18 protein-coding genes are annotated in these 21,080 nt (G+C 72.1%); 3 read left to right on the top strand and 15 right to left on the bottom strand.

The annotated features are described in order from the left end of the window. Positions 1–213: 213 nt before the first annotated feature. The 7 genes from AWQ70_RS34650 to AWQ70_RS34620 form a co-directional block, all read right to left on the bottom strand. A complete protein-coding gene (locus AWQ70_RS34650) occupies positions 214–891 on the bottom strand; it encodes a hypothetical protein (RefSeq protein WP_157530816.1) in 678 nt (225 codons plus the stop codon). Between the two features lie 285 nt (positions 892–1,176). After that, positions 1,177–2,706 carry a sensor histidine kinase gene (locus AWQ70_RS34645; protein ID WP_245647294.1) on the bottom strand — a complete coding sequence of 510 codons (1,530 nt, stop codon included), beginning with the start codon at positions 2,704–2,706 and terminating at the stop codon, positions 1,177–1,179. Continuing rightward, complete coding sequence (locus AWQ70_RS34640) at positions 2,690–3,379, bottom strand: response regulator transcription factor (RefSeq protein WP_067185974.1); 690 nt, start codon at positions 3,377–3,379, stop codon at positions 2,690–2,692. The genes AWQ70_RS34645 and AWQ70_RS34640 overlap by 17 nt, the downstream gene beginning before the upstream one ends. A gap of 77 nt (positions 3,380–3,456) precedes the next feature. After that, on the bottom strand, positions 3,457–4,137 hold the full coding sequence (locus AWQ70_RS34635) for a hypothetical protein (RefSeq protein ID WP_067185972.1): 681 nt from the start codon (positions 4,135–4,137) through the stop codon (positions 3,457–3,459). A 50-nt stretch (positions 4,138–4,187) separates the two neighbouring features. Continuing rightward, positions 4,188–5,435: an ABC transporter permease gene (locus tag AWQ70_RS34630; protein WP_067185970.1), complete on the bottom strand. Its 1,248-nt coding sequence runs from the start codon at positions 5,433–5,435 to the stop codon at positions 4,188–4,190. Beyond that, on the bottom strand, positions 5,432–6,274 hold the full coding sequence (locus tag AWQ70_RS34625; protein ID WP_084518133.1) for an ABC transporter ATP-binding protein: 843 nt from the start codon (positions 6,272–6,274) through the stop codon (positions 5,432–5,434). The genes AWQ70_RS34630 and AWQ70_RS34625 overlap by 4 nt, the downstream gene beginning before the upstream one ends. Then, positions 6,271–7,428, bottom strand: a complete 1,158-nt coding sequence (locus AWQ70_RS34620) for an efflux RND transporter periplasmic adaptor subunit (RefSeq protein WP_067185968.1) — start codon at positions 7,426–7,428, stop codon at positions 6,271–6,273. The genes AWQ70_RS34625 and AWQ70_RS34620 overlap by 4 nt, the downstream gene beginning before the upstream one ends. A gap of 207 nt (positions 7,429–7,635) precedes the next feature. Here AWQ70_RS34620 and AWQ70_RS39570 point away from each other — a divergent pair, with 207 nt between their 5' ends. Next, complete coding sequence (locus AWQ70_RS39570; protein ID WP_157530814.1) at positions 7,636–9,744, top strand: efflux RND transporter periplasmic adaptor subunit; 2,109 nt, start codon at positions 7,636–7,638, stop codon at positions 9,742–9,744. An 80-nt stretch (positions 9,745–9,824) separates the two neighbouring features. Here AWQ70_RS39570 and AWQ70_RS34605 read toward each other — a convergent pair whose 3' ends face one another. The 3 genes from AWQ70_RS34605 to lhgD all read right to left on the bottom strand — a co-directional run bounded on the left by AWQ70_RS34605 (position 9,825) and on the right by lhgD (position 13,447). Beyond that, positions 9,825–11,480 (bottom strand): sensor histidine kinase, encoded by a 1,656-nt coding sequence (locus AWQ70_RS34605; RefSeq protein ID WP_245647293.1) that lies wholly within the window; start codon positions 11,478–11,480, stop codon positions 9,825–9,827. A 2-nt stretch (positions 11,481–11,482) separates the two neighbouring features. Next, on the bottom strand, positions 11,483–12,196 hold the full coding sequence (locus AWQ70_RS34600; RefSeq protein ID WP_067185960.1) for a response regulator transcription factor: 714 nt from the start codon (positions 12,194–12,196) through the stop codon (positions 11,483–11,485). A 69-nt stretch (positions 12,197–12,265) separates the two neighbouring features. After that, positions 12,266–13,447 (bottom strand): L-2-hydroxyglutarate dehydrogenase, encoded by a 1,182-nt coding sequence (gene lhgD, locus AWQ70_RS34595; protein ID WP_067185959.1) that lies wholly within the window; start codon positions 13,445–13,447, stop codon positions 12,266–12,268. Positions 13,448–13,554: 107 nt separating this feature from the next. Between lhgD and AWQ70_RS34590 the strand changes: the two genes are divergently transcribed. Continuing rightward, complete coding sequence (locus AWQ70_RS34590) at positions 13,555–13,917, top strand: hypothetical protein (RefSeq protein WP_373282417.1); 363 nt, start codon at positions 13,555–13,557, stop codon at positions 13,915–13,917. A gap of 26 nt (positions 13,918–13,943) precedes the next feature. Here the strand turns inward: AWQ70_RS34590 and AWQ70_RS34585 are convergent, their stop codons facing one another. Next, positions 13,944–15,245 (bottom strand): hypothetical protein, encoded by a 1,302-nt coding sequence (locus AWQ70_RS34585; RefSeq protein ID WP_157530813.1) that lies wholly within the window; start codon positions 15,243–15,245, stop codon positions 13,944–13,946. Between the two features lie 243 nt (positions 15,246–15,488). Between AWQ70_RS34585 and AWQ70_RS34580 the strand changes: the two genes are divergently transcribed. Beyond that, entirely contained in the window at positions 15,489–16,457 is a 969-nt protein-coding gene (locus tag AWQ70_RS34580) for an aldo/keto reductase (protein WP_067186008.1), read from the top strand. Positions 16,458–16,551: 94 nt separating this feature from the next. Here AWQ70_RS34580 and AWQ70_RS34575 read toward each other — a convergent pair whose 3' ends face one another. The 4 genes from AWQ70_RS34575 to AWQ70_RS34560 form a co-directional block, all read right to left on the bottom strand. After that, a complete protein-coding gene (locus tag AWQ70_RS34575; RefSeq protein WP_084518131.1) occupies positions 16,552–17,241 on the bottom strand; it encodes a 2'-5' RNA ligase family protein in 690 nt (229 codons plus the stop codon). Positions 17,242–17,369: 128 nt separating this feature from the next. Beyond that, positions 17,370–18,719, bottom strand: a complete 1,350-nt coding sequence (locus tag AWQ70_RS34570) for an MFS transporter (RefSeq protein ID WP_084518130.1) — start codon at positions 18,717–18,719, stop codon at positions 17,370–17,372. Between the two features lie 167 nt (positions 18,720–18,886). After that, entirely contained in the window at positions 18,887–19,348 is a 462-nt protein-coding gene (locus AWQ70_RS34565; RefSeq protein WP_067185953.1) for a MarR family winged helix-turn-helix transcriptional regulator, read from the bottom strand. Between the two features lie 149 nt (positions 19,349–19,497). Continuing rightward, complete coding sequence (locus tag AWQ70_RS34560) at positions 19,498–20,970, bottom strand: NCS2 family permease (RefSeq protein WP_067185951.1); 1,473 nt, start codon at positions 20,968–20,970, stop codon at positions 19,498–19,500. Between the last annotated feature and the right edge of the window lie 110 nt (positions 20,971–21,080).

Below are 21,080 nucleotides of genomic sequence, written 5' to 3'. Positions count from 1 at the left end.
CGATAGGCGGCGGCATGGCATGGTCCCGGGCCGCGCGTCAGGCGGCATGGCGTGGTTCGGGCCGCGCGTCGCCGGCCGGGGTCGCCTCCAGGACCCGGGGGCCGTGTCGTCGGCCGGGGTCGCCTCCAGGACCCGGGGGCCGTGTCGTCGGCCGGGTCGCCTCCAGGACCGGGGGGCCGCGTCGTCGGCTGCCGCTCGACGCGGGCGGGGCGGCTACGAGGGCCGCGGGCTGGGCTCGGGCAGGAGGGTCCGGCACTTCGTGAGGGCGGCGGCCACCTTGGTGTCCTTCTGGTCGAGATCGCGCCAGCTCCCGCCCTCGGCGATCTCGGCGCCGTTGTCCTTCATGCAGGTGCGGAAGGGCCGCATGGCGGCTTCGACGGCGGCGGAATCGCGGGTCCCGTCGCCGGGGCCGCGTCCGTTCCCGCCCCACCCGCGCCCGCCCTCGGGCATGAGCGACCGGCACGCCTCCATGGCCTTGCGCATCTCCGGAGACATGGAACGGAAGCCGCCCGGCCCCCGGCTCGGACGCGCGCTGGGAGCATCGCTGGAAGCATCGCCGGGCGCGTCTCCCCGACCGTCCGAAGCCCCGCCATCGCCCTGCCCGTCCGAGGCGCCGGAAGTGCCCGCGGGGCCGGAAGCGTCGGTGTCGTCGCCCCGGCCTCCGGCCGCTTCACCGGCGGCCCCGCCCGCTTCGCCGTCCGGGGCACGGCTCGGACGGCCGCGGGGGCGTCCGCTGGGCAGCGTCACGCCGTTCTCGCGCAGGCAGTTCAGGTACGCCGCACGCTGGTCGCCCTCCGCTGCCGCACCGCCACCGGCACCGCCGTCCTCTCCCCCGCAGGCCGCGACGGTCAGCACGGAAACCGCCACCACGGCGGCGTACAGCGAACGCACGGTGATCGACCTGGCCTTTCGCACACGGGCGCGCGAGAGCGACGGCCTCCGGTGTCGTGAGGCCCGCGCCACGGCGATCCACTCCAGCGCGGGAAACTTGGAACCGCATCGGGCCCGGCTGAGGATCACCTGTCAACCCGCCCGCCCCGATGAGCCCCCGTCCGGACGCGAGCGACCCCACCTGCGAGCGCTCGGATCCGCGACCTGGGCCGGGACGCCGAACGGAGGCACTGGATTCCCCGATCTCCCGCACCGCTTCGAGTCCGGGCGGGCGATGGCGGGGTTTCAGCAGGCGGGGAGGCGGACCTGGAAGACGGCTCCGCCGCCGGGCGGGGACTCGGCGGTGATGGTCCCCCCGTGCGCCTTGACGAGGGCCGCCACGATGGACAGCCCGAGCCCGGTGCCGCCCGTGTCGGCGCGGCTGCGGGCCGGATCCGCGCGGTAGAACCGCTCGAAGACGCGCTCCACGTCGTCCTCGCGCAGGCCGGGGCCCTCGTCGGCCACCTCGATCACGACCGTCCCGCCGCCCCCGGAGCCGCCGTCGGAGCCGCCGCCCGGCCCGTCACCGGGCCCGTCACCGGACAGGGTCCCGACGCCGACGCGGAACGCCGTACCGGGCGGAGTGTGGCGGAGGACGTTGCCCACCAGGTTGCCGATCACCTGCCGGATCCGGTGCTCGTCGCCCAGCGCCTTGACCGGGGCGTCGGAGCCGTCGAGCCGGACGAGGTCGATCTCGCGGTCCGGTGCGAGCGTCTGCGCGTCCAGGACCGCCCCGGCCGCCAGGCTGAGCACGTCCACGGCGCGCCGTTGCAGCGGGCGCTGCTGGTCCAGCCGGGCGAGCAGCAGCAGGTCGTCCACGAGCAGGCCCATCCTGGCCGCCTCGTCCTCGATCCGGCGCAGCACCGCCGCCGGATCCTGTGAGCGCTCCTGGCGGTACAGCTCGGCGAACCCCCGGATCGACGTCAGCGGCGTGCGCAACTCGTGCGACGCGTCGGCGACGAACCGGCGCATCCGCTCCTCCGACCGCCGCGCCTCGAACGCCGACTCGCGCGCCATCGCCTCCGACTCCTCCCGGTCCCGGAAGGCCGACTCGATCTGCGCGAGCATGCCGTTGATCGCCCGGCCCAGCCGTCCGATCTCGGTACGGCGGTGCCGCAGTGGGAGCCGCCGCGACAGGTCGCCGCCCGCGATCGCCTGCGCCGTGCGTTCGATCTCGCCCAGGGGGCGCAGGCTGCGCCGTACGAGCCAGTAGCAGGCCAGGCCGAGAGCGACGAGCACCCCGAAGCCCACCCCGGCCACGATGACCACGAGCTGGGAGACGGTCCCGTCGACGTCGGCGAGGCTGACGGCGACGACCCGGGTGACGCCGTCGGCCTCGCCGACGGCGACCACGCGCCACTGCTCCCCGGACGGCGAGGACGCGGTGAACAGCCTGCGCCGCATACGTTCGGTGACGGCGGCCGTGAGCCTCGGCAGGACGGGCGGATCGACGTTCGGGGGCTCCTGCACGGTCCGTACGGCGTTGCCGTCCGCGTCCAGCAGGACGATGTAGTAGAAACCCGGCTGCCGCTGCGGCCGGGTCCCGCCGGGGGTCGTCGTGTCCCGGTCCTGGCCCCCCTGCGGGTCGCTCCTGGGCCGGGTGAAGCCGGTGAGCTGCCGGTCCACCCGGTCGATCAGATAGCCGCGCAGCAACTGCACGGCGAAGCCGCCGGTGAGCGCGATCGCGAGCGTCACCAGCAGCAGCGTGGCCCCCACCAGGCGGAGCCAGAGCGGGGTGCGGGCGAGCCGCCGCTTGACCTCAGCGACGGGGCGCACGGAGGACATAGCCCACGCCGCGAAGCGTGTGGATCAGCTTGGGATCCACCGTGTCGATCTTGCGCCGCAGGTAGGAGACGTACGACTCGACCACGTTGCGGTCGCCGCCGAAGTCGTAGTGCCACACGTGGTCGAGGATCTGGGCCTTCGACAACACCCGGCCCTGATTGATCATGAAATAGTGCAGCAGCTTGAACTCCGTGGGCGACAGCCGCACCTGCCGGCCGCCCCGCCACACCTGGTGCGCCTCCTCGTCCATCTCCAGGTCGGCGACCCGCAGCCGGCTGGGGTGGTGGCTCTCGCCGCGCGTACGGCGCAGCACCGCCCGGATCCGGGCGAGCACCTCCTCCAGGCTGAACGGCTTGGTCACGTAGTCGTCGCCCAGCGACAGTCCGGCGACCTTGTCCCCGGTGGCGTCCCGCGCGGTCAGGAAGACCACGGGGATCCGCCGCCCGGCGTCCCTCAGCCGGGAGCTCACCGCGAAGCCGTCCATGTCGGGCAGCATCACGTCGAGCACCATCAGATCGGGCCGCACCCGCTCGGCGATCTGGACGGCCTCCCGCCCGTCCGAGGCGGTCACCACCTCGAACCCGGCGTATCTGAGGCTCACCGAGAGCAGCTCTCTGATGTTGGGCTCGTCGTCCACGACGAGCAGGCGTGCCTCCGTTTTCATCTGGTGTTCTCCTTTCGGCGGTTCGTCCGCGTCCCTGCTGCCCCGGGCGGCGGGCTCGCCGCGCGCGGCCGGCTTCCCTAGCGGTTCCCGGCGCTCTGGACGACCGAGGTGGCGTCCACGGCGCCCTCCTCGTCCGCGGCGCCCGTGACGACGACCGGGCTGCCGACCTTGAGGTCGGTGACCTTTCCGGCCTTGGTGACCCGCACCTTCGTGTCGCCGGTGGTCCTGACGGTGACGATGGTGCCGCCCGAGGTCTGGACGTAGACCTTGGCGCCGTCCACGAGCTTGACCGTGCCGACGGTCATGCCGCCCGGCGAACCGGCACCGGCTCCCCTCCCCGTCTGGCCCCGTCCCTCAGACCACTGAGACCCCTGAGCGTCCTGCTCCTGGCCGCCCTGGGCTCCCTGGGTTCCCTGGCCCGCGCCGCCTCGGGAGCCGCCCGCCCCGCCGCCGAAGCCGGCCCCTCCGCCGAAGCCTCCGAAGCCGCGGCCCGTACCGCCCATGCCTCCGGCGAGCCCGCGGCTCGCGGCGCCGGACGGGGACGCCGTCCCCCACGCCTTCTGCGCCTGGATGCCGACCAGCACGCCCGCCATGAGCACCACGCCGGCGCCGAGCGCGAGGGTGACCTTCGACATCCCGCGCCCGGCCGGGCGAGCGGCCGGCTCCGTCTCGGGCTCGTCGCCGAACGGGGAGGTGTCCAGCAGCTCCGCCGCCGGCATCTCGGCCTCGGGCTGCGCCTTCGCCTTCGCTCTGCTCATCTCATCTCCTGGTCTGGTGCTCGCCTCGGGTCACCGCGCGGGGCGCGGGCTCACTCGAAGCGCAGTGCCTCGATCGGGCGCAGCTTCGCGGCGCGGTTGGCGGGATAGCTGCCGAAGAACAGGCCGATGGCGACGGAGACGCCGAGGGCCAGCACGATCGACTGCGGCACGATGACCGGCTGCACTCCCGCGATCGTGAAGCGGCTGCCCGCCACGGCCACGCCCACCCCGAGCAGGCCGCCGACCAGGCTGAGCAGGGTCGCCTCGATGAGGAACTGGCCGAGGATGGCCCCCCGGGGCGCGCCGATCGCCTTGCGGATGCCGATCTCGCGGGTCCGCTCCGTGACGGTCACGAGCATGATGTTCGTGATGCCGATGCCGCCGACGAGCAGGCTGATCGCCGCCACCGCGGCGAGCAGCACGGTGAACGTGCCGGTCGCCTCGGTCACCGTCTCCTGCAGGCTGGCCTGGTTGAGGATCCGGTAGTCCGCCGTCGCGTTCCCCGTGATGTCGTGCCGCTGGTCGAGGATCGCGGTGATCTCCGCCTCGGCCGCGTCCGTCTTCTCGGCGCCCGTGGCCTGCACGACGATGCTGCCGAGCGAGCCGTACCCGGTCAGGCTCTGCTGTACGGCGGGCAGCGGGGCGACGGCCACGTCGTCTGCGTCCTGGCCGCCGGTCGAGCCCGACTCCTTCAGCACTCCGACGACGGTGAACGAGACGCCCTGGATGTTGACGTTCCTGCCGACCGGGTCGAGCCGGCCGAACAGCTCGTCCGCGACCGTCTTCCCGATGACGACGACCTTTCGGACGCCTGTGACGTCCTGGTTCGTGAAGTACGACCCCGAGGCCACCGGCCTGTTGGTCGCCTCGAAATAGCTGGGATATGTGCCGACGACCTGGGATATGGCGTGACTCGCCCCTTCGTACGTCGTCGTGGCCGACGAGGAGGTCACCACCGGCGAGACGCTCTTGATGGAGGGGGCGTTGCCGGAGTCGGCGATGGCGCGGGCGTCCTCAAGGGTGAGGCCGCGCGCCTGCGTGCGCGGACCGCCGCCGCCCCCGCCGCCGCGCATGCCGGGGCCGCCGAACCCGCCCGAGAACGACGCGGAGACGGTGAGCGTGTTCGCCCCCAGGCTCTGGATCCGCTGCTTGATCGCGTCCGACGACCCCTGGCCGACCGCGACAAGCAGGATCACCGCCGCGACCCCGATGAGGATGCCGAGCATCGTCAGGACGCTGCGCATCTTGTTCGCGGTCAGGCCGCGTACGGCGAACCGGGTGATCTCCAGGGCGTTCATCGCTCGCTCATCGCTTCCGTGGGGGGTCGGTGCCCGGCGAGCGGCGGCGGCCCGTCCACCGGCGCCTGCCTGCGGTCCTCGACGATCCGGCCGTCCATCAGCCGGATCACCCGCTTGGCGTGCGCGGCGACGTCGTGCTCATGCGTGATCACGACGATGGTCCTGCCACTCAGGCTCAGCCGATCGAAGATCGCCAGAACGTCTCCTGTGGACGTGCTGTCCAGGGCGCCGGTCGGCTCGTCGGCCAGCAGCAGCGTCGGCGAGGTGACGAGGGCGCGGGCCACCGCCACCCGCTGCTGCTGCCCGCCGGACAGCTCGTTCGGCTGGTGTCCCACCCGGTCCGACAGCCCGACCAGGCCGAGGGCGGCCAGCGCCCGCAGCCGTCGTTCCGCCGCGCGTACGCCGCCGTAGGCCAGCGGAAGCTCGACGTTCGCCAGCGCGCTCATCCGGGGGATCAGGTTGAACGACTGGAAGACGAACCCGATCCTCCGGTTGCGCACCCGGGCGAGCCTGACCTCGTCGAGCACGCCCACGTCGACGCCCCCGAGCAGGTACGTCCCCGTGGTGGGCACGTCCAGGCAGCCGATGATGTTCATCAGCGTGGACTTCCCGGAGCCGGACGCGCCCATGATCGCGACGTAGTCGCCGCGTTCGACGGTCAGCGAGACCCCGCGCAGGGCACGCACGGTCGCCTCGCCCTCGCCATAGACCTTCGTGACGTCACGGATGAGCAGGACCGGCTCGGCCCCGTTCGCCGCGTCGCCCGCGCTCGCATCCGCGAGGCCGTACACCGGCCCCGCCGCCGGGCCGTGGGACGTCCCGTCCGCCCGGCGGTTCATCGGCCGCCGCCCGACCGGATGCCCCCGGTCATACCGCCGCCCATGCCGCCGCCCATGCCCGGGAAGCCGCCCTGCGTCCGGCCGCCGGACCCGAAGGTTCCGGTCGTCCCGCCCGACGCGGCGGCGGGGCGGACCACCTGGTCGCCCTCCTCGACACCGGACCTGATCTCGGTGGTGCCGTCGCCCTCGACACCGACCTCCACGGGCTGCGTCACCCGCTGCCCGTCCCGCACCAGGGTGACGCTGGTACGGCCTCCCGCCGTGGTGATCACGGAGGTCGGCACGGTGAGAACGTTCTCCGCCTTGCCGACGACGACCTCGACCGTGGCCGTCTGGCCCAGCCGTACGCCCTCGGGGATCTCGGTGAGGGTGACGGTCACGGGGTACTGCACGACGTTGTTGCTCGTGGACGCGACCGGGTTGATGATGCTGACCCTGCCCTGGGCGGTCACCCCGCTCAGCGCGTCGAACGAGACCGTGACCGCCTGCCCGACCTTCAGCTTCGTGACATCCGACTCGGTGAAGTTTCCGACGATCTGCATGCGCGAGGTGTCGATCAGCTCGATCAGACCGGACGAGCCCCCCGATCCCCCCGAACCCGACGCGGCCGACCCACCGCCGCCCGAGGACGCGCCGGCCCTGTCGCCGATCACGCCGTTGATCGCGGTGACCGTGGCGCTGAACGGCGCCTTGAGCACGGTCTCGGCCAGCGCGCGCTTGGCGCTCTTGTACGAGTTGAGCGCCTTCACGTACTGGGAATAGCTGGAGGCGGTCGCCTGGCTGTCGTTCTGCTCCTTGGCGACGGTGAGGCTCGCGGAGGCGGCGGCGAGATCGTCCCGCAGCGAGGAGCCGTCCAGCTTCGCCAGCACCTGCCCCTTCTTGACCTTCTGCCCCTCCTTCACGTCGACGGAGGAGATGGTCCCGCTGGTACGGAAGTCGAGGGAGGCGCTCCGGGCGCTCTCCAGCGAGCCGGAGGCCGAGACCGAGTCGAGGACCGTGCCCCGTCCCACGGTCACCGTCGAGGCGCCGGCCGCGCTCGCGGGACCGGCGGCGGTGCCCGCGATGGAGAGATAGGCGGCGACCGCACCACCCGCCACGAGCACCCCGAGGGTCCCGTTCACGATGAGCGCCCTGCGCCTGGTCGACAGCTTCACGGGCCTTCACCCTGCCTGGCCGGGCTTGGGCCAACTTCGGACGTGCCTGAAGCTTTGCTGACAACTCCGTATTCGCACCGTTGCCGGCATCCGAGCCGGGGAACCCGCGAATCATCGTGACCGTCCGGCACGGCGTGATCGCCGTACACAGACAACTCTCAGGCCCGCCTGAGCCTGGTATGACCTGGTGCCACCACCATTTTGCGCATGATTGTTCCGCCCAAGGTCCTTCGCACAGGAGGTCTGGCTCTCGCCTGCGCCGTACTCGTCTCCGGCGGCGTCTACCTCCTCGGCGGCGGCGACGAGAGCGCCCCCGCCACGAGGATCGAGCTGGTGGCCGCCAAGCGCGGCAACGTGACCGCCGCCGTCTCCGCGAGCGGCAACACGGTGGACGCGCACAGCCGCGACCTGTCCTTCGGCGCCTCCGGCGTCGTCAGGAAGGTGTACGTGAAACCCGGCCAGAAGGTCCGGGCGGGACAACCCCTCGCGCGGGTGGACGCGACGGAGGCCAGGGAGAACTACGTCGCGGCCCGCGCCGCGCTGTCGGCCGCGTACGAGGCGCTCGACAACGCCGAGAAGGCGGGGAGCTCCTCGACCGCCTCCCCCGCTCCCACGTCGAACCGGACGGGGGCGCGGCGGTCCGCCGCCCCCTCCGTGCGCCCGACGTCCTCGGCCGCGGCCTCGTGCCCGCCGGGGAAGGGCGCCTCGCCGAGGCCCTCCTCGGCCGCGCCGTCGCCCTCGGCGGTCGGCCCGATCGTGGTGAGCCCCGCCCCGCTGCTGACGACCTCCTCCGAGCCGGTGCCGATCTCGACGACGACCTCGCGCCCGACGCCCGTCTCTACGACCACGTCGAAGCCCTCCCCGATCGCCACGACCACGACCACCACCACGTCCGAGCCCGTACGGCGTTCCGCCGGCGGAGCCGGATCGTCCGGGACGGGGGCCTCCCACACCGGCTCGTCCGACACCGGATCCGCCGGAACGGGCACCCGGCAGGCCGGATCCGGCGCCTCCCACGCGTCGGCCGAGACCGGCGCCTCCGAGCGCGCCGAAGCACGGCGGTCCTCCCGGCGGACAGGACCGGAGCCGACGGCCTCCGGCTCCGAGACCACCCCGGAACCCACCGGGGAACCCACCCGGGCACCCGAGCCCGAGCCGACCCGGGCGCCCCGGCCCGAGCCCGTCCCCACGGTCACCGTCACCCAGACGATCGTCGTCACGGAACGCGTGACCGTCAGGGAGACCGTGACGATCACCCAGGGCATCATCGAGACCATCGTCAAGATGCTCACCGTCGGGGCGAACCCGGCCGGGGGCGGGTCGGGAGGCATCCTGGACGGCGTCTCCGCGGGCCGCTCGCCGGACGCGACGGCCACCGATGCCGCGGACCCGTCAGCGAAGCCGTCGGCGACGGGCTCGGCCTGCGGCACCGGCACCGATGACTCCGCCACCGGCCGCGCCACCACCTCGAACGGCTCAGGGGGCGGAGGCTCGACCCGGGGCGGCTCATCCGGCGGCACCGGCACCGGCTCCGGTTCCTCCGGAGGCGCCGGTGCCGGCAGCGGCGGTTCCGGAGCCACGGGCGGCGGCCGCGACGGAAACGGCTCCTCCGGAGGCGCGGGCGGGGCCGCCACGTCGGTGGAACAGGCCGAGGCCGACGTCGCCACCGCCAAGCGCGAGCTGGCGAACGCCAAGGACGCGCTCGACGGAGTGGTCATCACGGCCCCGTCCAAGGGCACGGTCATGAGCGTCGGCGGCAGGACGGGCGACACGGCGAACGCGGGCGCGGCCTTCATCACCCTCGGCAACCTGGACGAGCTCCAGGTGAACGCGCTCTTCACCGAGTCCGACATCGGCAAGCTCAAGGTCGGCCGGCGGGCCACGGTGACCATGGACACCCACCCCGGCCAGGAGTTCGCCGGGACCATCACCCACATCGACGTCACCGCGACGAAGACCGACCAGCTCGTCCGGTACGGCGTGCGCGTCGCCCTCTCCAGCGCGCCGCGTGACCTGCTCGTCGGTCAGACCGCGTACGTGCGGGTGACGACGGGCGCGGCCGAGAACGCCGTCTACGTCCCCACCCGGGCCGTGGAGATCGGGCAGGACGGCACGGCGACGGTGACGGTGCGGGCCGGGGGCGAGGACGTGCGCCGCCAGGTGCGGATCGGTGTCGAAGGCGACCAGTACGTCCAGATCGTCGAGGGGCTCGACGAGGGCGACTCGGTGATCGTGCCGGACGGCGCCGGGGGCGCGGGGACCTTCCCGGACGGAAGCTTCCCCGGCCTGTCCCCCACGCCGGCTCCCCCCTACTGACCTGGCCGTCCAGGACGTACCTGAGCACTTCGAGCGGGTCGCCGACAGAGAGGCCGGACGCGGACAACTTGTTTCGGCGACTATTCGGTGCGCGTCGCCTGAGTGGCGGGCGAGACCGCTCCTCCCGGGCCCGAGCCGTCCCGCGAGCCCGCGCCGTCCTCCAGAGGCGCGCCTTCCTCCGGGCCCGCGCATACTCCTGAGCCCGCGCCGTCTCCCGAGACGGTGACGTCTTCCGAGGCCGCGCCGGGCGGCGCGTCGTCTGATCCCTCCTCCTCCTCCGCGTCCTCGGAACCCAGGACTTCGGAGCCCAGGACTTCGGGGACCAGCGGGAGGACGACGCGGAAGGCCGCGCCCGCACCGGGCGCCGTCTCCACGGTCACGATGCCGCCGTGCGCGCGGACGATCGCGGTCACGATGGACAACCCCAGGCCGCTTCCGCCCGTCGACCGCATCGCGGCGTCGTCCTTGCGCGCCCGGGACAGGTCCGCCCGGTAGAAACGCTCGAAGACGCGTTCCGCCTGCTCCGCCGTCATGCCGGGGCCCTTGTCCGCGACCTCGACGACGGCCCGCCGGCCGGCCGTCCCGACCCGTACGGTCACCGGCGTTCCGGGAGGCGTGTGCGTCATCGCGTTGCTCATCAGGTTGCCGACGACCTGGCGCAGCCGCACCTCGTCTCCTTCGACGATCAGGGCGATGTCGGACTCGACCAGGAGGGACACGTCCCGGTCCGGCGCCAGGATCCGCGCGTCGTACACGACCTCGGCGGCGATCGCGAGGAGGTCCACCGGGTGCTCCTGGAGCGGGCGCTGCTGGTCCAGGCGGGCGAGCAGCAGCAGGTCGTCCACGAGCAGGCCCATCCGGGCGGCCTCGTCCTCGATCCGCCGCATCAGACGGGCGGTGTCGTTGCCGGGCACCCGCCGGTGGAACTCGGCGAACCCCCGGATCGACGTGAGAGGGGTGCGCAGCTCGTGCGAGGCGTCCGCGACGAACCTGCGCATCCGCTCCTCCGACTCGCGCGCGGCGGCCTCCGACGACGCCTTCGCCTGGAACGCCGCCTCGATCTGCGACAACATCCCGTTGAGCGAGCGGGACAGCCGCCCCACCTCGGTACGCGGATGGCGGTCGGGGACACGGCTGCTCAGATCGCCGTCCGCGATGGCCTCGGCCGTACGCTCGATCTCGGTCAGCGGGCGCAGGCTGCGCCGTACGGTCACTATGCCGACCACGGCGAGCACGGCCATGACGAGGAGGCTGCCGAGCAGCTCGATGAGCGCGAGCCGCGTGCTGATCTGCCGGACGGAGGCCAGGTCGATGGCGACGAGGGCGTGGCCGGAGTCCGGTTCCTTGACGACGCGCACGCGCCACGTGCCGCTTCCCGACTCGGCGGGGACGGTCTGCGGCGCCTCCGTGTCGCGGGAGGGCGAGCGCGGTCCCGGGATGTTCTCGACGGACATCCCGGCCTGGGTGGCGATGAGAACGCCGTCCTGGTCGTAGACGGCGACCCAGCCGTCGGGCGGGGTGCGCAGCCGGACGAGCTCCAGCGGTTTGTGCTTCATCTGCCGGCCGACGTCGTGCACGACCATGTCGAGCTGCGCGTCCACACGGTCCACGAGGTAGCCGTTGAGCACCGAGACGCTGCCGACGCCGATCACGGCGAGGGCGACGGCGACCAGCGCCAGCATCGCGGCGATCAGCTTGATCCGCAGCGGCGTGCGGTCCGACCACCTCCCCGCCACGGTCACACGGCGCCGGACGGCGGCGTTCGCATCACGTATCCGACGCCCCTGAGGGTGTGGATGAGCCTCGGGTGGGAGTTGTCGACCTTGCGGCGGAGCACCGACACATACGACTCGACGATGCCGGCGTCACCTCGGAAGTCGTAGTCCCACACGTGGTCGAGGATCTGGGCCTTGGACAACACCCGGCCGGCGTTCGCCATGAAGTAGCGCAGCAGCTTGAACTCGGTCGGGGACAGCGGGATCGCGGATCCGCCGCGCCACACCTCGTGGGACTCCTCGTCCAGCTCGATGTCCGCGAAAGTGAGCCGGGGCGGCGCCGCCATCGGGTCCCCCGCGGTACGGCGGAGCACGGCCCGGATGCGGGCGATGACCTCTTCGAGGCTGAACGGCTTGGTCACGTAGTCGTCGCCGCCGAGGGTGAGGCCGCGGATCTTGTCCTCGGTGGCGTCCCGGGCGGTGAGGAAGACGACAGGCGTGTGCGTCCCGCCGCCTCGCAGGCGGCGGACGATGTCGAATCCATCCATGTCGGGCAACATCACGTCGAGGACGATCAGGTCGGGCCGGTGGCGCTGGGCCGCCGCGACCGCCTCGCCTCCGTTGGAGGCGGTGGTGACCTCGAATCCGGCGAACCGCAGGCTGGCGGCCAGCAGTTCCAGGATGTTGGGCTCGTCTTCGACGATCAGCAACCGGGCTTCTGGGAATTCGCTCACCATGACATGTTGACCGAATTTCCTTAAGGCAACGTGAAGATGACGTACGGGGCATCAAGCACTCTAGGTGCATCACCTTAAAGGAACTGTTAAGACGACATGTCGGGCGATGGCGAGGCTCGCCGTGGCCGCCGGCGACGGCGCGTTCCTGACCAGCACGATCCGCCCGTGGACGTCGATCGCGAAGTCGTCGAGCAGCCGCCCCTCCCGGTCGACCGCCTGCGCCCGCACACCCCCCTCCGCGGGCTCCAGATCCGCCGGCCCCAGCGAGGGGACGTACCGTCTCGCCGCCTCCAGGAAGGCGTCGGCGGCCACCGAGCCGTACACCTCGCGCAGGCCGGTGCGCCAGTTCCGCCCGGCCATCCGCCACGTGCCGGGCCACGCGAGGATCTCCCGCAGGTCGTCGGGCGACACGTCCCGCCACCGGTAGCCCTCGAACGCGAGGGCCATGACCGCGTTGGGCCCGACCAGGACCTCGCCGTCGATCCGCCGGGTCAGGTGGACGCCGAGGAACGGATAACGAGGGTCGGGCACCGGATAGATCAACCCGCGCACCCGGTCACGCGCCGCGCCCGCCAGCCGCCGGTACTCGCCCCGGAACGGCACGATCCGCACGTCGCCCGGGGCCCCGGCGAGCGCGGCGACCCGGTCCGTGCCCAGCCCCGCGCACGACACCACGGCGTCGAACGCGAACCGGGAGCCTCCCGCGAGCACCTGGACGCCGCTCGCGGTCTCGCGCAGCGCGCGCACCGGGTGCGCCAGCCGTACGGCGCCGCCCATGGCGGCCAGGTCCTCGGCGAGGCGGCGGGCGACGGCCGGGAAGTCGGTGATCGCGGTCGTGGGCGAGTGCACCGCCCCCGCGCCCACCGCGAACGGCTCCACCTCGCGCAGCCCGAGCGCGTCCAGCTCGGCGATGCCCGGCACGCCGTTCTCGCGCGCCCGCTCGGCGATCCGGCGCAGCCCCGGCAGCTCGGCCCGGGTCGAGGCGACGACCAGCTTCCCCACCTCGTCGTACGGCAGGCGATGCTCGGCGCAGTACTCGCGCAGCATGGCGACGCCGTCGCGGCACAGCCGCGCCTTGAGCGATCCGGGGGCGTAGTAGATGCCCGCGTGGACGACGCCGCTGTTGTGCCCGGTCTGGTGCGCCGCGACGCGGCTCTCCTTGTCGAGCACGGTCACCTCGGCGCCGGAGGCGGCGAGCTCACGCGCGACCGCCAGCCCGAGGATGCCGGCGCCGATGACGCCGATTTTCATGATTGCCCGGCTTTCGCCCCCAGAACGCGCATCATCGCAAGTTAGCGCAGACGACACCCCGAGGGACAGCCCTCTAGATCGAACTCCTGTTCGGTATGCTGGTCGGCGTGTACCTGCCAACCGGATGGCCGTCGGAGGTGCGCCCGCCGGACACCCCCGAGTGGGAGGTGTCGGCGGCGGCGTGGCTGCTCGACGCCGTCCCACCCGACTACCGCGCGTACGGCGTGCTCAGGCGGCACCCGCTCGCGCTCGCCCGGATGGCCCGCCAGCACGTCCGGGCGGAGATCGAGGCGGCCAGGACGGGCTATCGCGGAGCCGCCGTCGACCTGAAGGGCCACCTGCCGCCGCACGCCGTCGAGGCCGTGCTCGACGCCTACCGGCGCGAGGGCGCCCGGCTGGTACGGCTGGCCCGCTCGGTCGATCTGGTCGAGCACGCGCTGCGCGGCGAACCGTTCGTCGCCAAGATGTGACCCGCCGGCGGGCGCCGGCCGGATGATCAGCGGGCGGTGCGGTACGCGATGACCGTGATGATCCCGATCGCCCCGACGGCCGTCCCCAGCCAGAGCGCCACCATCGAGAACGGGATGCCTCCGTCCTCGCCCTTCTCCGGCCCTCCGCCCGACGCGGTGACCGATCCCCCGTCCCTGGCCTGCGCCGCACCGGGTGGAGCGTCCGCGGTCTCGGCCGCCGCCGCGGACGCGGAGGGCGAGACCGCCCGGGCCGGAAGCGGCACGAGGTAGACCGGGCTGTTCAGCCCCTCCGATCCGGCCAGCAACGCCTTGCCGTCCCGGGTGTACGCGATGGACTCGGCCTGCTTGAGCGCCGGCATCGTGAGGTGGGCGATCAGGTCGCCCGGCGCGCGATAGAGCGAGGCGGAGAAATACGTGCGGATGACGAAGCTCGACCCGTCCGGCGCGTACGCGGCGTCCGTCGCCATGATCGGCGCGGGTCCGACCCGCTTGAGCAGGTTCACCCGGTCGGTGCGCAGTTCCTTGGGCGCCGCGTAAACGGAGCCGGAGAACTCCTTGCTCACGATGTACAGCCGGCCCGTCTTGGGATGAACCATCATGCCCTCGGCGTTCCTGGCCCCGCCCTCGTAGCGGAAGCGGTAGCGGGTGGCCGGAAGCGTCGCGGACTTCATGGTCGCCGGCTCGTCGACCCGGTAGACCGAGACGTCCGGCCAGGCGCCGTCGAAGTTGTCGCCGATGTCGGCGAACCACAGGACGCCCTTGCCGGTCGCCGGGTCCACGGACGCGGCCATCGCCTCCCAGTCCCGCGCGGTCACCCCGGCGAGCCGGAACGTGGCCCGGGTCCGCCCGTCCATGTCGACCGCGAAGAACCGGGCGCTGTCGCCGCTGTCGTTGTGGGTGTAGACGATGCCCTCATGGGTGGGCGAGACCGCGAGCCCGCTGGACTCGTCGATGCGCGAGTCGCGGAAGGTGAACAGCAGCCGCCCGTCGTCCCTCGCCGCCGACCTCGCGCCGGCGGCGTTCACCGGTACGGCGGGGGCGTTCACCGGTACGGCGGGGGCGAGCGCGGGTCGCACGGCGGCAGGGCGCACGGCGGCAGGGCGCACGGCGGCAGGGCGCGCGGCGGGCGGTGCCTCCCCGGGCTCCCCGGTGGACGCGGACGCGGGGTTCGCGGCGGCGAGGAAGAGGGCACACAGCCAGGCCACGACGATCAGCGGCGCCAGGAACCGGCCCGGACGCGGTCGACCGGAGAACGGCGCGCGCGATGTCGCCGCCCACATCGCCGAACCCGGCGGGGCGCAGCCGTACGAGCGATTTATCCTCCGCATCGGCAATCTCCCCGTCCCGCTCCGCATGCGCCAATCATTCCCGACCGCGCCCACGCCGACGCCGTCCCCACGCAAGCATGGGATCACCGGCACGGAAAGGGAGCACCCGGCCACCGCGCCGGGACGGTCCCGCCGCGACCCGGCGGCCACGACGGCCCACACGACGTTCCGGTCGCCGCCGCGCGGATTTCCGTACGCGATGCGCTCGACTGGAGTCCACTCCAGGTTCTTAGGGTGGACGGCATGGATTACGGACAGCTTGGCCGCACAGGTCTCCAGGTCAGCAGGCTCTGCCTCGGCACGATGAACTTCGGCCCCGTGACCTCGGAGGACGACTCCTTCGCCATCATGGACCGCGCCCACGAGCTGGGGATCAACTTCTTCGACACCGCCAACGTGTACGGGTGGAAGAAGGGCGAGGGCATCACCGAGAACATCATCGGGCGCTGGTTCGCCAAGGGCGGCGGCCGCCGCGAGCGCACCGTCATCGCCACGAAGCTCTACGGCGACATGGGCGACTGGCCCAACGAGGGCCGCCTGTCGGCGCTCAACATCCGCCGCGCCTGCGACGCGTCGCTGAAGCGGATGCAGACGGACTACATCGACCTCTACCAGGCCCACCACGTCGACCGGAACACCCCGTTCGAGGAGTTCTGGGAGGCCATGGACATCCTGAAGCAGCAGGGGAAGATCCTGTACGTCGGGTCGTCCAACTTCGCGGGGTGGCACATCGCCAAGGCGCAGGAGTCGGCCCGCCGCCGGAACTCGCTGGGCCTGGTCTCCGAACAGTCCCACTACAACCTGATCGTCCGGGCGGCCGAGCTGGAGGTCATCCCGGCGTGCGAGGACTACGGGCTCGGCCTGATCCCGTGGAGCCCGCTCGCGGGCGGCCTGCTCGGAGGCGTCCTCCGCAAGATCGACAAGGGCCGCTCCGCGTCCGAGACGATCGTCAAGGAGTTGGAGAAGCACCGCGACAAGATCGAGCGCTACGAGGCGTTCTGCGACGAGCTCGGCGAGGACCCGGCGCACGTGGGTCTGGCCTGGTTGCTCCACCAGAAGGCCGTCACCGCGCCGATCATCGGCCCGCGCACGCTGGACCAGCTCGACGGGACGGTGAGGGCCCTGGAGATCGAGCTCGACGAGAAGGCGCTCACCCGCATCGACGAGATCTTCCCCGGCTTCAGGACCTCTCCGGAGGAGTACGCCTGGTAGCTAGCGGAGCAACGCTCCGATCACCACGATGAGCACGAGTAGCGCGAGCACCGTGGGCAGCAACCAGCGACGAGGACGATCCACGCATTGGAGCCTAATCGCGTCCGCCGAGTGGGTAGACCGCGACCTGCTCATAGCGAACATGGGATCCCAGATGGCTGCGCACCAGATGGACGGCGTCCGCCTGCCATTCGTGTCCCCGGAACGCGCTCATCGAGGACACGAGCGTGCGCAGATCCTCGCCGCGTCGTGAGCGGGCCAGGGTCAGGTGGGGGTGGAACGCCTTGCGGTCCACCTCCTCGGCCCCGGCCCGCCGGGCTCCGGCCGCGAGCGACGCCGCCAGCCGCACCATCGGCTCGGCGAACGCCCCGGAGCGGCCCCGGGAGCCCTCCCGGCGCCCGCCCCGCTCGTCCCCGGGCATCCCGCCGCTCCGCGAGCCTCCGCGCCTCCCGGCACCCTCCGGGCCCTCCGGGTCGTCCGAGCCGGCGGGGACGGTGTTGAGCCCCACCCAGAAGGTCCTCGCCCGTGAGGGCGAGGGGAACGCGCCCGCCGAGCCGAACCACACCCTCATCGGCGCGTGACGCGCGGCGGCGCGCGCCAGCCGTACGTCGAGCTCGGGCAGCACGGTGTCGGGCACCTCGCCGAGGAACGCGAGCGTGACGTGCCACAGCGCGTCGTCCACCCAGCGCAGGCCCGGCCACTCGGCCCGCCTCGGGGCCACCTCGGCGGCGATCTCCGCCAGCACCCCGGCAGGCGGCGTCAACGCCACGAACAACCTGCTCATGCCCCGATTTTCGCGCACCGCCGTACGGAGCGCATCGCCGTACGGAGCGCACCGCCGCACGGAGCGCCCCGGGCGCCGGTTCCCCCGCACCGGCGAGGCGCCCGGAGTCTCCGTATCCGCGCCGTGCGTCAGGCGGCGCGGCGCAGCTTCCAGCGCGCCAGCGCGCCCACGCGCTCCCGGCGCGTGCGGAGCGTCTCCCTGAGGTTAGGCGTCGCCTCCGGCTCGCCGCCGGACGTCCCGCCCGCGATCTCACCGGGCACCCCGTCGGGCGTCTCCTCCGGCCGCATCCGCGCGGCCACGATCCTCGTCACCAGTACGGCGGCGCCGACGCCCACCAGGCTGAGGACGCCCGCCACGACCACCGACACGCGGGGACCGGCGGCCTCGGCCAGCCACCCAACCAACGGCGAGCCGATCGGGGCGCCGCCGGTGAAGACCAGCACGTAGATGCCCATGACCCGTCCGCGCATCTCGGGTGACGCGCCCATCTGGACGGTGGCGTTGGCGGTGGTGTTCACGGTGACCACGGCCATCCCGGCGGGGATCAGGAACGCCAGGAACGCCGGATAGCCGGGCGCGAGCCCCGCGACGGCCTGGAACACGCCGAAGCAGATCGCGCCGATGATCAGGAAGCGACGGCTGGGCCTGACCCGCTTCGCGGCGAGCAGCGCCCCGCCGAGCGCGCCGACGGCGAACGCGCTGGACGCGACGCCGAACGAGGACGCCCCCGCGCCGAACACCCCGGTGGCCATGAGCGCGATGCTGGTCGAGAAGCTCTGCGTGAATATCGCCATCGAGCCCACGATCAGGATCGGCAGCAGCAGGTCGGGCCGCCGCCCGACGTATCTGAGGCCTTCACGGAGCTGCCCCTTCGCCCGGGGGACGGGCTCGGGAGTGCACAGCTCCGACGTACGCATGAGCGCGAGCCCGGCGATCACCGCCGCGAACGACGCCGCGTTCAGCAGGAAGATCGGGCCGGTGCCCATCCAGTAGATGAGGACGCCCGCCACGGCCGGGCCGAACACCCGGGCCAGGTTGAACGTCGAGCTGTTCAGCGCGATCGCGTTCGGCAGGTCCTCGCGGCCGACCATCTCCACGACGAACGACTGCCGCGTGGGGACCTCGACGCACGAGATGACGCCGAGGATGAACGCCATCGCGTACACGTGCCAGACCTGGGCGGATCCGGTCACGGTGAGCACGCCCATGGTGAGGGCGAGCGCGCCCATGAGCGTCTGGGCGACGATGAGCACGCGCCGCTTCGGGTAGCGGTCGGCCAGCATCCCGCCCCACAGCCCGAACAGCAGCACGGGCAGGAACTGCAGCGCCACGGTCACGCCGAGGGCCGACCCGCTGCCGCCGGTCAGTTGGAGGACGAGCCAGTCCTGGGCGGTCCGCTGCATCCACGTTCCGACGTTGGACACGATGCCGCCGGACGCGAACAGCCGGTAGTTGTAGTTGCGCAGCGAGCGGAACATGCCGCCGCGTGCCTGTTCCTGACGGGTGTCGCCGCTCTCCGCTTCCGCGCCCTCGTCGCCCGAGGGGTCGTCAGCCGCCGAGACGCCCTGGTTTCCCGAGGCGTTCGTTCCGGTGGCGTCCCGGGGGTGCGTGGCGCCGGGGGCGTCCGTCCCGCCGGCGACGCCCGTCAGGTCTTGGAGAGTTTCTCCAGGATCGGCGCCGCCGCTCTCAGCGTCGCCTTCTCCTCTGGCGTCAGCCCCTTCAACTGCTGGGCCAGCCACGCCTCCTTGGTCCGCCGCTCCTCCTTGAGGAGCGAGGCTCCCTCGGCCGTCACACTCACGGTGACCTGCCGCCGGTCCCTGGGATGAGGGCTGCGGGCCAGCAGGCCGCGCTCCTCCAGTTTTGCGATGACGCGGGTCATCGAGGGCGGTTGCACCTTCTCGTGCTCCGCCAGCTCGCCGGGCGTCATCGCGGCGTGCCGTTCGACGGCGGCCAGCGTCGCGAGCTGTGTGGGCGTCAAGGAGTGCCGCGCGGCCTGCTTGCGCAGCCGCCGGTTCAGGCGCGCCAGGGAGACGCGCAGCGCGGACGCCAGACCGGCGTCGGTGCGTAGGTTCGCGATCGACTCTGTCTTGGGTTCGTTCGTTAGCATGACTCATTACCTTTGCTAACTATACCCGGCATCGCCGGTATTCCACGGGTCCGAACTTCACCAAAGAAACGCAAAGCGCGACCCTCGCGGAAGGACCGCGGGGGTCGCGCGGTGCGTACGGCGTCAGCGTACGACGAGGCGGGGACGGGTCAGAGACCGAGGAGGGACTTGATCGGCTCCACGGTGAAGTACACCACGAAGAGCGCGGCGACGACCCAGAGCAGCGGGTGGATCTGCCGGGCGTGCCCCTTCAGCGCCTTGATGAACACGTACGTGATGAACCCGGCGCCGATGCCCGCGGTGATCGAGTACGTGAACGGGATGAGGACGATCGTCAGGAACGCCGGGATCGCGATCTCGTAGTCGCTGAAGTCGATCTCGCGGATCTGCGACATCATCAGGAAGCCGACGATCACCAGCGCCGGGGTGGCGGCCTCGGACGGCACGACCTGCGTCAGCGGCGCGAAGAACATCGCGAGGAGGAACAGGACGCCGGTGACCACGCTGGCCAGACCGGTCCGCGCGCCCTCGCCGACGCCCGCGGCGGACTCGACGTAGGTGGTGTTCGACGAGACGCTGGCCGCGCCTCCGGCGGCCGCGGCGAGGGAGTCGACCAGCAGGATCGAGCGGGTCCGCTCCATGGTGCCGTCGGGGGCGACCAGCCCCGCCTGGCGGCCGACGCCGACGACGGTGCCCATGGTGTCGAAGAAGTCGGCCAGCAGGAGGGTGAAGACGAGCAGGATCGCCGCGACCCCGCCGATCTTCGAGAAGCTCCCGAACAGGTTGAACTGGCCGAGCAGCGACAGGTCCGGCAACTCCAGGAAGGTGGACGGCAGCTTCGGCACGTTCAGCGCCCAGCCGTCCGGGTTGACCGGCTTCCCCTGCGCCACCTGCGGACCGATTTTACCGACGGCCTCGACGACGATCGCCAGGATCGTGGTGCCGACGATGCCCAGGAGGATGGCGCCCTTGAACTTGCGGGCGATGAGGAACGCGGTCACGATCAGGCCGACGACGAAGACCAGCGTGGGCCAGCCGGTGAGCGACCCGTTGCCGAGCGCGCCCAGCTTCACGGGGACGGTGGTGTTCGAGGCGTCGGGAATGCGCCGCACGAAGCCCGCGTCGACGAACCCGATCAGCGCGATGAACAGGCCGATCCCGACGCTGATCGCCGTTTTCAACTGCGCCGGGATGGCGTTGAAGACGGCGACCCGGAACCCGGTGAGCACCAGGATCGCGATCACGATTCCTTCGAGGACCACGAGACCCATCGCGTCCGCCCAGGTCATCTGGGTGGCGATGCCGAAGGCCACGAACGCGTTCAGGCCGAGCCCGGTCGCCATGGCCAGCGGCACCCGGCCGAAGACGCCCATCGCGATCGTCAGGATTCCGGCCGCGAAGGCGGTCGCCGCCGCGATCAACGGGAAGTTCGGGACGGTGCCGCCCCCGAGGACGTTCTCGGTCTTGTCGGCGACCGTGCCGATGATGATGGGGTTGAGCACGACGATGTACGCCATCGTGAAGAAGGTGGCGAAACCGCCGCGCACCTCCTGGCCGATGGTCGAGCCACGCTCGGATATGAAAAAGAAACGATCAAGAAAGCCGGTGGCCCGAGGGTTCATGGGGTTACTCACGCGCGAAGAGTGGCAGGCGGTGTCACCTGCGAAAAGAGGTGGGTGATCAGTGTGACGGTTCTGTGACCGATTTGTGCCACATTTTACCGCTTCGGTGG

The sequence above is a fragment of the Microtetraspora niveoalba genome, from assembly GCF_001570405.1.
GTDB classification, from domain to species: domain Bacteria; phylum Actinomycetota; class Actinomycetes; order Streptosporangiales; family Streptosporangiaceae; genus Microtetraspora; species Microtetraspora niveoalba.
Note: the sequence above shows the minus strand (reverse complement) of the source record. Positions and strands in the feature narration are given on the sequence as shown.

What these genes read in the sequence shown, in the direction of transcription:
- AWQ70_RS34635 (WP_067185972.1), bottom strand. Translation starts at nt 4,137, where the DNA reads ATGAGCAGAGCGAAGGCGAAGGCGCAGCCCGAGGCCGAGATGCCGGCG.
- AWQ70_RS34580 (WP_067186008.1), top strand. Translation starts at nt 15,489, where the DNA reads ATGGATTACGGACAGCTTGGCCGCACAGGTCTCCAGGTCAGCAGGCTC.
- lhgD (WP_067185959.1), bottom strand. Translation starts at nt 13,447, where the DNA reads ATGAAAATCGGCGTCATCGGCGCCGGCATCCTCGGGCTGGCGGTCGCG.
- AWQ70_RS34565 (WP_067185953.1), bottom strand. Translation starts at nt 19,348, where the DNA reads ATGCTAACGAACGAACCCAAGACAGAGTCGATCGCGAACCTACGCACC.
- AWQ70_RS34560 (WP_067185951.1), bottom strand. Translation starts at nt 20,970, where the DNA reads ATGAACCCTCGGGCCACCGGCTTTCTTGATCGTTTCTTTTTCATATCC.
- AWQ70_RS34640 (WP_067185974.1), bottom strand. Translation starts at nt 3,379, where the DNA reads ATGAAAACGGAGGCACGCCTGCTCGTCGTGGACGACGAGCCCAACATC.
- AWQ70_RS34575 (WP_084518131.1), bottom strand. Translation starts at nt 17,241, where the DNA reads ATGAGCAGGTTGTTCGTGGCGTTGACGCCGCCTGCCGGGGTGCTGGCG.
- AWQ70_RS34630 (WP_067185970.1), bottom strand. Translation starts at nt 5,435, where the DNA reads ATGAACGCCCTGGAGATCACCCGGTTCGCCGTACGCGGCCTGACCGCG.
- AWQ70_RS34625 (WP_084518133.1), bottom strand. Translation starts at nt 6,274, where the DNA reads ATGAACCGCCGGGCGGACGGGACGTCCCACGGCCCGGCGGCGGGGCCG.
- AWQ70_RS39570 (WP_157530814.1), top strand. Translation starts at nt 7,636, where the DNA reads ATGATTGTTCCGCCCAAGGTCCTTCGCACAGGAGGTCTGGCTCTCGCC.
- AWQ70_RS34600 (WP_067185960.1), bottom strand. Translation starts at nt 12,196, where the DNA reads ATGGTGAGCGAATTCCCAGAAGCCCGGTTGCTGATCGTCGAAGACGAG.
- AWQ70_RS34570 (WP_084518130.1), bottom strand. Translation starts at nt 18,719, where the DNA reads ATGTTCCGCTCGCTGCGCAACTACAACTACCGGCTGTTCGCGTCCGGC.
- AWQ70_RS34585 (WP_157530813.1), bottom strand. Translation starts at nt 15,245, where the DNA reads ATGCGGAGGATAAATCGCTCGTACGGCTGCGCCCCGCCGGGTTCGGCG.